General features: G+C 68.0%; 7 protein-coding genes and 1 pseudogene. 1 reads left to right on the top strand and 7 read right to left on the bottom strand.

The annotated features are described in order from the left end of the window. Window positions 1-239: 239 nt before the first annotated feature. The 5 genes from E3T40_RS12170 to E3T40_RS12145 form a co-directional block, all read right to left on the bottom strand. A complete protein-coding gene (locus tag E3T40_RS12170) occupies window positions 240-1,709 on the bottom strand; it encodes a malate:quinone oxidoreductase (protein ID WP_134543789.1) in 1,470 nt (489 codons plus the stop codon). A 164-nt stretch (window positions 1,710-1,873) separates the two neighbouring features. After that, window positions 1,874-2,326: a DUF1801 domain-containing protein gene (locus E3T40_RS17135; protein ID WP_134543786.1), complete on the bottom strand. Its 453-nt coding sequence runs from the start codon at window positions 2,324-2,326 to the stop codon at window positions 1,874-1,876. After that, entirely contained in the window at window positions 2,323-4,836 is a 2,514-nt protein-coding gene (locus E3T40_RS12160; protein ID WP_134543783.1) for an EAL domain-containing protein, read from the bottom strand. Before E3T40_RS12160 ends, E3T40_RS17135 begins: the two co-directional genes overlap by 4 nt. A 52-nt stretch (window positions 4,837-4,888) precedes the next feature. Beyond that, window positions 4,889-5,980: an aspartate-semialdehyde dehydrogenase gene (locus tag E3T40_RS12155; RefSeq protein ID WP_104170740.1), complete on the bottom strand. Its 1,092-nt coding sequence runs from the start codon at window positions 5,978-5,980 to the stop codon at window positions 4,889-4,891. A 333-nt stretch (window positions 5,981-6,313) separates the two neighbouring features. Beyond that, complete coding sequence (locus E3T40_RS12145) at window positions 6,314-7,651, bottom strand: aspartate kinase (RefSeq protein ID WP_104099827.1); 1,338 nt, start codon at window positions 7,649-7,651, stop codon at window positions 6,314-6,316. A gap of 116 nt (window positions 7,652-7,767) precedes the next feature. Between E3T40_RS12145 and E3T40_RS12140 the strand changes: the two are divergent. Beyond that, window positions 7,768-8,172 (top strand): annotated as a pseudogene (locus E3T40_RS12140) (DUF5692 family protein); the annotation flags it as partial. A 260-nt stretch (window positions 8,173-8,432) separates the two neighbouring features. Here E3T40_RS12140 and recR read toward each other — a convergent pair. Both recR and E3T40_RS12130 read right to left on the bottom strand, forming a co-directional pair. Continuing rightward, window positions 8,433-9,032 (bottom strand): recombination mediator RecR, encoded by a 600-nt coding sequence (gene recR, locus E3T40_RS12135; RefSeq protein ID WP_104170738.1) that lies wholly within the window; start codon window positions 9,030-9,032, stop codon window positions 8,433-8,435. A gap of 3 nt (window positions 9,033-9,035) precedes the next feature. Beyond that, entirely contained in the window at window positions 9,036-11,723 is a 2,688-nt protein-coding gene (locus E3T40_RS12130) for a DNA polymerase III subunit gamma and tau (RefSeq protein ID WP_241981767.1), read from the bottom strand. Window positions 11,724-11,851: the final 128 nt, after the last annotated feature.

Here is an 11,851-nt window from a genome sequence, read left to right as displayed (position 1 = left end):
CCCGAAACTCCGGGCTGAAGTGTTTGTGTTTCTCGTGTTCCATTTGTCTATCCAATCCTGAATTCAGGAGGACTGTCCGGAAACACCGGGTCACCCCAGCCCGCCAGGACGGCATGTTGCGAAAAACTCCGAAGTTACGGGCAGAGAACAGGCACCCCAAGCCCACAGGCACCCCCCAGCCCCCGCGGCACCACCCCCCAGCCCCCGCGGCCCGGGCAACCCCGCCCCCGGGCAGCCTCCTACGCGGTCAGGTTCAGCACGGCCGCGGTTGCCGCCAGCGACGCGGCGGCAACGGCCGGGTCGTCGGAGAGCTTCGTGCCGAGGCTCGGGATCATCTCGCGCAGCTTGGGTTCCCAGGCCGGGTACTCCTCGGGGAAGCAGCGCTTGATCAGGTCCACCATGATCGGGGCCGCGGTCGAGGCTCCCGGGGAGGCCCCGAGCAGCCCCGCGATGGTGCCGTCTGCCGAGGTGATGACCTCGGTGCCGAACTGCAGCACGCCGCCCTGCTCCGGATCCTTCTTCATGACCTGCACGCGCTGTCCGGCGGTGATGAGTTCCCAGTCGCCGAGCTTCGCGGTCGGGATGAACTCCTGCAGCGCCTTGAGCTTCGTCTTCTTTGAGGCGAACACCTCGCCGATCAGGTACTTCATCAGGCCGAAGTTGTGCGCCGCCACAGCCAGCATCGGCCCGATGTTGTGCACCCGGATCGAGAACGGCAGGTCGAGCCAGCTGCTCGACTTGAGGAACTTGGGGGTGAAGCCGGCGTACGGTCCGAACAGAAGCGAGGCCTCTCCCTCGACGACGCGGGTATCGAGGTGCGGCACCGACATGGGCGGAGCACCCTTCGCCGCCTTGCCGTAGACCTTCGCGTGGTGCTGGGCGACGAGCTTCTGGTTCGTGGTGCGCAGGAACTGCCCGCTGATCGGGAACCCTCCGAAACCCTTGATCTCGGGGATGCCGCTCTGCTGCAGCAGCGCCAGGGCGCCGCCGCCCGCACCGACGAAGACGAACCGGGCGTTGACGACGCTCGGGTGGTTGCCGACCAGGCGGCGCAGGTTGAGCTTCCATGAGCCATCCGTGAGCTGTTTCACACCGGTGACCTGCTGGTTCGTGTGCACGCCCACGCCCTCCGCTGTGAGGTTGGCGAAAAGGTAGCGGGTGAGGGCGCCGAAGTCCACGTCGGTGCCGGACACGATGCGCGTCGCCGCGATCTTCTGGTTCTTCGGGCGCTTCTGGGTGAGGAGCGGGGTCCAGGTGCCAATCACGGCCGGATCCTCGCTGTATTCCATGCCCGCGAAGAGGGGCTCGCCCTGGAGTACCGCGAACCGCTTGCGCAGGTATTCGACGCTGCTCTTGCCGTGCACGAAAGTCATGTGCGGGGTGGAGTTGATGAAGTTGGTGGGCTCGGGCAGCACGCCCGTCTCGACCAGGTGTGCCCACAGCTGGCGGCTGATCTGGAACTGCTCGTTGATCGCCACGGCCTTGGCCGCGGTCACCGAGCCGTCCTTCGATTCGGGCATGTAGTTCAGCTCGCACAGAGCCGCATGGCCGGTGCCCGCGTTGTTCCACGGGTTGGAGCTTTCCTGAGCGACTTCCCCCAATCGCTCGTAAACCTCGATGCTCCAGTCGGGCTGCAACTGCTTGATCAAGGTACCGAGGGTGGCGCTCATGATGCCGCCACCAATAAGAACGACATCAATCTTCGCCATTGGATTCACTCTTCCACCATATCGGTGGCAACGGATGCCTCCCGCCGGGACGCAGACGCGTCAGGTCACGGTTGGCTCGGCAACGAGCTCAAAAGCGACCCAGTCGCGGCTCAAAACCGGCTCAGTCGCGACCGATAAGCGACCCAGCCGCCACCAAAAGCGGCTCAGCCGCGACTCTTCAGGAGCTCGTAGTTGGCGATGAAGTCGTCGACGGACACGCTCGCGACCTCGCGCACGATCAGGTCGAGATCGAGGTCGGCCAGCGTCTTGAACCGCACGCAGCTGTTGCCCATGTTCAGCGTGCGTCCGGTGGCGTCCCACCGGGAGCGGAACGCGGCATCCTTCTCGGGAAAGCTGCAGAGGCCCATCAGGTAGAGCGAGTTGTAGTGCTTCTGCGCGGCCAGGCTCACGTAGACGAGCGGCTGTTTGTCGTCGGTGTTCGCCAACAGCTCCAGCGGAACCGCCCAGCCGAGCATGCCGCCGTAGACGCCGAGCCGATACCCCTTGGGCATGGCATCGCGCACGACGTCGAGCACCGGGTAGATCACCGCCCGACGCTCGGGTTCGAGGTCGAAAACGATCGTCTCCACGTCGAACGGAACCGGTTCTGTGCTCATGAAGCAAGCGTAATGTCGAGCCTCGGCACGACCGCACGGGCGCCGTGCAACTCCAGCCGCGACAGGGTCTTCTCAAAGCTCTCCGGCACGCCGTAGTGGAACCCCTGCGCGCTACGGATACCCAGCGCACTCAGGTGGTTCGCCATCGCATCGTTCTCCACACCCTCGACGATCATCGAGTACTCGAGGTTGTCACCGAAACCCTGCAGGGCGGTGAGCACCTCCCGCTGGCGGATGTCGTCGAGGTCGTCGACCAGGCTGCGGTCGATTTTGAGGATGTCCATGGGCATCCGTACCAGGGCGTCGACCGACGAATCCTGGGAACCGTAGTCGTCGAGCGCGATCATCATGCCGAGGTCCCGCAGGCGGTCGGCCTGGGCACGGATGGCGGGGGTGACCTTGGTCATCGACCGCTCGTTGAGCTCGAGGCAGAGCGAGATGCCGGGGTAGCGGTCCGCGAGCTCCTCGATGTAGTTGCCCACACGCTCAGGCAGGATCTGCCCGGCCTCAACGTTGATGGTCATGCACACCACGCGCGGCTCGATCAGCCGGAAGTCCGCCGCGGCGGCCATGGCCTTCACGGCCACCTGGCGGGTCATCGCGTCGAGCCGGCCGAGGCCCTTCGCCTTCTCGACGATCGACGGCGGCGATAGCGGGCCGAGGTCCGGGTCGGTGTAGCGCACGAGGGCTTCGAACGCCCAGATCTGCCCGGTGACGAGGCTGACGATGGGCTGGAAGGCCAGCTCGAGCAGGTCCTCGTCGATGGCGTGGGCGATGATGTCGTTCATCTGCGAGGAGCGGTGGCTCGAGATGTTGAGGCTGCTCTCCTTCGACGGGCCGCCGCGTCGCCGGGACTTCTTGATCGCGAGCATCGACCGGTCGGCATCCTGGACCAGCTGGTTGACGTCGGTTTCGCGGTGCGCCGAGTAGGCCAGGCCCACGCTGATGATCGGGCTGTGGGTCGTCTGGCCGATGAGCATCGGCTCCCCGGAGACCACCAGGATGCGCTCGGCGATGGACTTCGCCTCGGCCAGCGACGCCAGGTGAGTGAGGATGATCACGAACTCGTCGCCGCCGACCCGGGCGACCACGTCATTCGGACGCACCACGGCGCTCAGCCGACGCCCGAGCTCGCGCAGCACCTCGTCGCCGGTCTGATGGCCGAACCGGTCGTTCAGGCGCTTGAACTCGTCGAGGTCGATGAACAGCACGGCCAGGGCCTCTGAGTAGTCCCGGTGGTCGTTGATGTTCGCCAGGGCCTCTTGGAACGCGCCGTAGTTGGGCAGGCTCGTGAGCGGATCGGTGTTGGCGCGCAGGGTGAGGCCGGCGATGTTGCGGCGGGCCCGCACGACCATCTCGGCGGTCGTGGCCAGGGCCTGGAGGGCGCGACGGTCGTTGCCGGTGAAGGCGCCGTCCATGGCGTCGCGCCGGGCCACGATGTACTGGTCCGGCCCGATGGCGCCGGCCAGGGGCAGCAGCATGCTGATCTCGCCGGGCTGCGCGGGCTCGCTGCGCACGATGACGGATTCGGCGCCGATCGCATCCGCCACCACCCGGCGCAGCAGGTCGGTGACGGCCGCCGGGGAGCCGGGCTCGGGCTCTGGGGCGGCGTCGGCGGCACTCGTGGCGGGGTAGGTGTTGTCGGCGGCGCTCGTGATGGCGGTACCGCTCGTGGCGCCGATGCCTGTGGTGGCTGGGCTCGTGGGGTTGACCCGCACGGAGGGCCCGGTGGCCGGGTCGGCGGCCAGCGCGCTCGTGGCGGCGACCAGGCCGGCCAGCCGGTAGCGCATGACCGCCAACACCGTGAAGACCTTGACCACGGAGGCGACGATCATCAGGGTGAACAGCACGATGACGGCATCGAGCGTGTTGGTGACCTCGACCAGAAACGGCAGCCCCACGACACTCCAGTGCGCGGCCGTCACCGTGACCACGACGGTTCCGACCAGCACCAGCAGAACCCGCAGCGGCGACAGGGGTCGCCCGCCGCTGCCGCGACCGAGCGGGCCGGCGACGAAGCGCTGGCGCAGCACCTCGGTCGCGATGATGAAGAAGATATAGCCCACGGATGCCGCGGCCACGCCCGCCAGAATCGGCAGTCCGCCCGCGCCGAACCAGGTGAACAGGCCGATGGCGACGAGAGCGCCGGCACCCTGCAGGCCGGCGCTGTAGAGCGCGACCGATGCCCGCCCGGACTCGATCAGGATGGCCAGCAGAACGCCGAGCGCGATCAGCCCGGCCGAGACCGGCAGGGAGAGGGTCGGGGCTAGCGCCGGCAGCGCCAGAACGGGGAGGCTGATCATCGGGCTGCGGTGCGCCACGGCGCCCACGCGCACCCAGGTGAGCTCGAGGGTGGCCGCGCAGACCACACCGACCCCGGCGATCAGCCAGCTGTCTGAGGGGTCATCAAGGAGCAGCACGAACGACGTGGCGATGAGCGCGAGGCCGATGCCGGCGAACGCAAGGAAGGCCAGGCGTTTGACGCCCCTTGAGTTCCGATTCCCGCCCACGAAGTCTGACACTAGCGGAGTGAGCGCCCGGTTATACAGCACCACGCTGAGGTCAGCGAACGAGTAGGTCCGCGGCGACGAGTTCCGCGATCTGCACGGCGTTGAGTGCCGCACCTTTACGAAGGTTGTCGCTGGTGATGAACAGGGCCAATCCACGCCCGTTCGGCACGCCGCGGTCCTGACGCACGCGGCCGACGAAGCTCGGGTCCTGGCCGGCCGCTTCGAGGGGTGTGGGGACATCCGTCACGACCACGCCGGGGGCGGTGGCGAGCAGTTCGAGGGCGCGGGCGACGGTCAACGGGTTGGCGAACTCGGCGTTGATCGAGAGGGCGTGGCCGGTGAAGACGGGCACGCGCACGCAGGTGCCGGAGACGAGCAGATCGGGCAGCTCGAGGATCTTGCGGCTCTCGTTGCGGAGTTTCTTCTCCTCGTCGGTCTCGAATTCGCCGTCGTCGACAATGGAACCGGCCAGCGGGATCACGTCGAACGCGATCGGGCGGGCGTAGACGATGGGTGCCGGCATGGGCACAGCGGACCCGTCGTGCACCAGCTGGAGCAGGTTGTCGCTCAGGGCGGCGGCCCGCACCTGGCTGGCGAGCTCGCGGGCGCCGGCCAGGCCGCTGCCGGAGACCGCCTGGTAGGTGCTGACGATGAGGCGTTCGAGGCCGGCCTCGTCGTGCAGCACCTTGAGCACGGGCATGGCCGCCATGGTGGTGCAGTTCGGGTTCGCGATGATGCCCTTGGTGGCGAGCTTGATGGCCTCGGGGTTGACCTCGCTGACGACCAGCGGCACGTCGGGGTCCATCCGCCACCCGGAGGAGTTGTCGATCACGGTGACGCCGGCCGCGGCGAACCGGGGAGCCTGAATTTTCGAGAGCGTCGCGCCGGCGGAGAAGATGGCCACGTCGAGTCCGCTGGGGTCGGCGGTGGCGGCGTCTTCGACGACGATCTTCTCGCCCTTGAACAGCAGCACGGAGCCGGCGGACCGGGACGACGCGAAGAAACGGATGCCTCCGACCGGGAAGTCCCGTTCCTCGAGCAGGCTGCGCACGACGGCTCCGACCTGGCCGGTGGCCCCGACGACGCCGATCTGGATTCCTGTGGTGCTGGTTGCTGCGGTGCTGTTTGCTGCGGTGCTGTTCACTGTGTTTCCTCCGCTGGATGCCGTGGCTGCTGGTGCTGGTGGTGCTGGTGGTCTCGCTCTCGCTCGTGCACTTGCACTTGCACTTGCACTTGCACTTGCACTTGCACTTGCACTTGCACTTGCACTTGCATCTGCATCTGCATCTGCCTTTGTGGCTAACTCAGGAGATTCTCGCGATTTGGCCCGAATTCCAGCCGGATCGCGCCTGTGGCCTCTAGTTCTCCTGAGTTAGCCCCAGGGAAACCGGTTGAACGGGGTCGGGGTGGGGTGAGGCGGGGTGGGGCCGAGCCCGGCTGGCGTCCGGCCGAGCCCGGTTGGGCCGACGGATGCCGGCTAGCGGCCGGTGCCGCCGTGCACGACGGCGTCGTTGGTGGAGTCCAGGCCGAATGCGGTGTGCACGACCCGCAGCGCCTGGTTGATGGTGTCGGCGCGGGTGACCACGGAGATGCGGATCTCGCTAGTCGAGATCATTTCAATGTTGATCCCGGCCTCGAACAACGCCTCGAACAGCTTCGCGGACACGCCCGTGTTGGTGCGCATGCCGGCGCCGACGAGCGCGAGCTTGCCGATCTGGTCGTCATACTGCAGACCGGCGAACCCGACGTTGGTCTGCTCGTTGCTCAGCGCGGTCAGCACCTGCTGGCCCTCCGATTTGGGCAGGGTGAAGGAAATGTCGGTCAGTCCCGTGGACGCGGCCGAGACGTTCTGCACGATCATGTCGACGTTCGCGTTGGTCTTCGCGACGATTTTGAAGATCTGCGCGGCTTTGCCCGGAATGTCTGGAACGCCGACGACCGTGACCTTGGCTTCGCTCAGGTCGGCGGCGACCCCGGCGATGATTGGCTCTTCCACTGTCTCTCCATTCGCGGATGCGTTATTGGGATGTGTGCGCTCGGTGGCCGACGAATTCGGGATCGCGACATGCGGGCTCGTGGTGTCGGGGTTGTAGACGATGGTTCCCACGTTGTTGTTAAACGAGGACCGCACATGCAGCGTCACACCGTGCCGACGCGCATATTCCACCGCTCGAATATAGAGGACCTTCGCACCCGCGGCGGCGAGCTCGAGCATTTCTTCGCTGGAGATGCGGTCGAGTTTGTGGGCCCGGGGAACGACGCGCGGGTCGGCGGTGAAGACGCCGTCGACATCCGTGTAGATCTCGCAGATATCGGCGCTGAGCGCGGCGGCCAGCGCAACGGCGGTCGTGTCAGAACCGCCGCGGCCGAGCGTGGTGATGTCCTTGGTGTCGCGATTGAAGCCCTGGAAGCCGGCGACAATCGCCACGGCACCGTCGTCGAGGGCATCGCGGATGCGCCCGGGAGTCACGTCGACGATGCGGGCGGCGCCGTGTTGGCCATCCGTGATCATGCCGGCCTGACTGCCGGTGAAGGAGCGGGCGTCGTAGCCCATGCTCTTGATCGCCATGGCGAGCAGCGCCATCGAGATGCGCTCGCCCGCGGTGAGGAGCATGTCGAGCTCGCGCGGCGCGGGGATCGGGGTGACCTGGTGCGCAAGGTCGAGCAACTCATCGGTGGAGTCTCCCATCGCGGAGACGGCGACGACGACCTCGTTGCCCGCTTTGCGGGTGTCGACGATGCGTTTGGCCACGCGTTTGATGCTTTCGGCGTCGGCGACGGATGATCCGCCGAACTTCTGCACGATCAAGCTCACGTGGCACTCCAAGGGTTCGGGTACGCGGGCACAGGCAAGCTCCCATCATAAATGCTGTTGTATTCGGCAGCGGCCATGTGACGGTGAGGGGCACCCATTGACGCTACAACGCGGTCGGCGACCACTCGTTCTTCGCCGGCGCGGCCCTGCTCGTGTCGTGCATGATCCCCGCCTTCTTCATCAAGCGCGGCGCCTGGCTGCAGCACCGCGCGCAGACCCTGGCGTTCTGGATGATGTTCACCATGGCCTTCCCGACCTTCGTGTCGAGCTCGCAGTTCACGGTGAAGTCGTCGCACGACCCGGTCGCCCTGTTCTGGGTGAGCGCCGTGGCCCTCGCGGCCAACATCGCCGTTGTGGTCTACCAGATCTACACGATCGTGAAGAGACGCCGCAACCCGCTCACCGACGAGCTGTTCACGCACCTGCCCGCGTACCGCACGGTGCTCGAAGCGAACGAGCCGCTGGTGCCGGCGACGGCTGCTCCAGCCGCGCACCCGCGGGCGACCGCCAGCGCGAAATAGAACGCCGTGACTGCGGAGAATTTCGCGACACGCGGCATCCGTCGCCCCGCCACGCGGCGGGTCTCGAAATTCTCCGCAGTCAGCGCTGCCCGCGAATCAGCGGGGCAACGGATGCCACGGGCCGGGTCTCCCCCCTCCCCCCGGCCCGTCTGTCGTCCGGGCGGGCAGTCGGTTCAGTCCGGCGAGGTCGGTGGCGGATGCGGTCTCCCTGGCCACTCCTGGCCGCAACTGTTGCCGGAGCGGGCAGGCGGCGCGGGGTGCTAGTTCGTGACGGTACGGCGGCCCTCGAAGGCCCGCCCGAGAGTGACCTCGTCGGCGTACTCGAGGTCGCCGCCGACCGGCAGCCCTGACGCGAGCCGGGAGACCTTGATCTCGAGGGTGGTCAGCAGGCGCGACAGGTAGGTCGCGGTCGCCTCCCCCTCGAGGTTCGGGTCGGTGGCGATGATGACCTCCTGCACCGTGTTGTCGGCAAGGCGCTGCATCAGCTGACGGATGCGCAGGTCGTCCGGTCCGACGCCGTCGATGGGGCTGATCGCCCCGCCGAGCACGTGGTAGAGCCCCCTGAATTCGCGGGTGCGTTCGATCGCGACGACGTCCTTGGCCTCTTCCACCACGCAGATCATCGCCGGATTGCGGCGCGGGTCTCGGCAGATCATGCAGGTCTTCTGCTCGGACACGTTGCCGCAGATGTCGCAGAACTTCACCTTGTCGCGCACCTCGAGCAGCACGTTGGCGAGCCGGGTCACGTCGAACTGCTCGGTCTGCAAGATGTGGAACGCGATCCTCTGCGCGGACTTGGGCCCGATTCCGGGCAGCGTGCCGAGCTCGTCAATCAGTTCCTGAACGATGCCTTCGTACATGGTTTAGTCGCCTCTGGTTCGGGATGCCGGATCGTGCGGCTGTTCTTCGAGGAAGGTGGCACCGAGGATTTCGCGCACCACCGACTCGCCGTAGCGCTGCTTCTCCGCAAAGGCGGGCCCGCGACGGGCAACGGATGCTGCGCCGCCCGCCCGGTTCGGAGCCTGCACCTGGGTGCGCGCCGGGGTTCCGGGCTGGGCGCCGTTCTGGACGCCGTTCTGGGACTGAGACTGGGCTCTCGCTTGGTGCTGGGCTCCCGCTTGGTGCTGGGCTCCCGCTGCGAACAATCCCGCACGCGCGGCGGGCGCCTGGTATCGGCCGGGCTGGCCGCCGTTCGGGTTCAGGTCCGGCGGGAATTCCTCGTCGTAGGACGGGGGCTCGTCGTCGTAGGGCGGCTGCGGCTCAGGGTCTCGCCCGGACGCGGGAAGCGTCTTGGGCGCCGGCGCGCTCGGCGTGGAACGCGGGGCGGTCTGCGGGGCGGATGCGTGTGCGGGGGCATCAGGGGTCGCAGCGGAGGCCCCAGCGGAGGCCGCAGACGCAGGAGCAGCGGTTTCAGCAGCCGGGGCTGACCCCGGGATGGCCACCGTGGCCCAGCCGGTGCCGGCATCCGAGGGTCTCGGAATGGCAGCGGTCGCCCAGCCGGTCGCGGTCGCGGCGACCGCCGGGCTGGCAGTTGCGCGGCTGGTCACCGTGGGGCTGGCAGCCGATGCCGCAGGCGCTTCTGGGGCGTCAACCTTGCCAACGCCGGCCGGGGCGGAACCGGCTGCAGCGTTCACGGCAGCAGGCAGATCGGGGTCGGCGGCAGCAGCCAGATCGGGGTCGGCGGCAGCAGCCGGATCGGGGTCGGCGTCGGCGGGCGATGCCTCGTCGGTTGTTGCAGCAGCGGATTTGGGTGTCGTCCTGGAGCCGGTGTCGCCGCTTCCGGACCCGGCTGCGGCCGAGCCGCTGACGGTTGCGGCCCGCGCGACAGGGCTCGGCGCGGTGGAGTCCTGCACGCCGAAACCTGACCCCGGGGAGACCGGGGCTACCGGTGCCGGAGCGGGGGCGGATGCGTTGGGGGTGGCTGGGGCATCCGTTCTCGGGGAGTCGACCCGGGCGGTGAGCTGGGGCGTGAAGCCGAGCACCTCGTTGACGGCGCGCTTGAGATAGTCGCCGACGCCCTGCCCGGGGGCCGCCGACTGCTTGAGTCCGGCGACGTCGTTCTGGCTCGGGAAGGAGAGCACCAGCAGGTCGCCGCCACGCAGTTCCATGGCGCGGGCCGTGTAGAGCACGAGCCAGGCGCTGATCTTGGCGGCCTTGACTGCCTCGAGGATCTGCGGCCAAGAGTCCTTTACCTGCTGCAGGGTGACGGGTCCGACAGGGCGGGGCGGGGACGCGGCTTGGGTCGCGGGCGCAGCGGCAGCAGGCGCGGCGGCAGAAGCAGCAGCAGCAGCCGCACCGCCGGAGACCGCGGGCCGGCCGGAGGCATGCGTCGCCGAGACCGCAGCCGCGCGCGGGGGCGAGCCGACCGGGCTGGTGGCTGGGGCATCCGTCGCCGGGCTGTCGCCGGAACCAGACCCAGACCCAGAACCAGAACCGACCCCGATGCGGCGCTCGAGGCGTTCGACTCGGGCGAGCGCGCCGCGAGTGGAATCGTCGCTCGCGGGGATGAGCACGCGGGCAATCATGAGTTCGAGGTGCAGGCGGGGGCTGGTCGCGCCGGTCATCTCGGTGAGGGCGGCGTTGATCACGTCGGCGGTGCGGGAGAGCTCGGCGGGGCCGAACTTCGCGGCTTGCACGGCCATGCGGTCGAGTTCCTCCTGCGGCACGCCGCGCAGCACGGCGGCGGCGCCCGCGGCGCTCGTGGCGCCCACGATGATCAGGTCGCGCAGGCGTTCGAGCAGGTCTTCGACGAAGCGGCGCGGGTCCTGGCCGGTCTGCACGACCCGGTCGACGGCGTCGAACGCGGCGGACGGGTCGCGGTCGGCGATCGCGTCGATGGACTCGTCGAGCAGCGACGCGTTCGTGTAGCCGAGCAGCGCCACGGCGCGGTCGTATTCGACGGAGTGCCCGTCGGATCCGGCCATCAGCTGATCGAGCAGCGACAGGGTGTCGCGCGGCGACCCGCCGCCGGCCCGCACCACGAGCGGCAGCACGCCCGGCGCGACGGTCATCTGCTCGGTGTCGCACATCTGCTGCACGTATTCGAGCATCGGCCCGGGCGGCACGAGCCGGAACGGGTAGTGATGCGTGCGCGAACGGATGGTGCCGATCACCTTTTCGGGCTCGGTTGTCGCAAAGATGAACTTGACGTGCTCGGGCGGCTCTTCAACGATCTTCAGCAGCGCGTTGAAGCCCTGCGGCGTGACCATGTGCGCCTCGTCCAGGATGAAGATCTTGTATCGGTCGCGGGCGGGAGCGAAGATCGCGCGCTCACGGATGTCCCGGGCATCGTCGACCCCGTTGTGGCTGGCCGCGTCGATCTCGACCACGTCAAGGGATCCGCCGCCGTCGCGGGACAGCTCCACACAGCTCGGGCAGACCCCGCATGGCGTGTCGGTGGGACCCTCGGCGCAGTTCAGGCAGCGCGCGAGAATACGGGCGGATGTCGTCTTGCCGCAACCTCGGGGCCCGCTGAACAGATAGGCGTGATTCACCCGGTTCGTGCGCAGGGCCGTCATCAGCGGATCGGTCACCTGAGACTGACCGATCATTTCGGCAAAAGTCTCGGGCCGGTAGCGGCGATACAGGGCGGTAACCACGAGGTCAATCGTAGCCGGAGCCACTGACAGTGCGGTGTGGGGCGGGCGTGGGGCGGGGCGTGTGTGTGGGTGGGGGGGGG

The organism is Cryobacterium sp. TMT1-19 (genome assembly GCF_004403055.1).
GTDB lineage: Bacteria > Actinomycetota > Actinomycetes > Actinomycetales > Microbacteriaceae > Cryobacterium > Cryobacterium sandaracinum.
The sequence above is the reverse complement of the archived record's forward strand: the minus strand, read 5'-3'. Positions and strand labels throughout refer to the sequence as shown.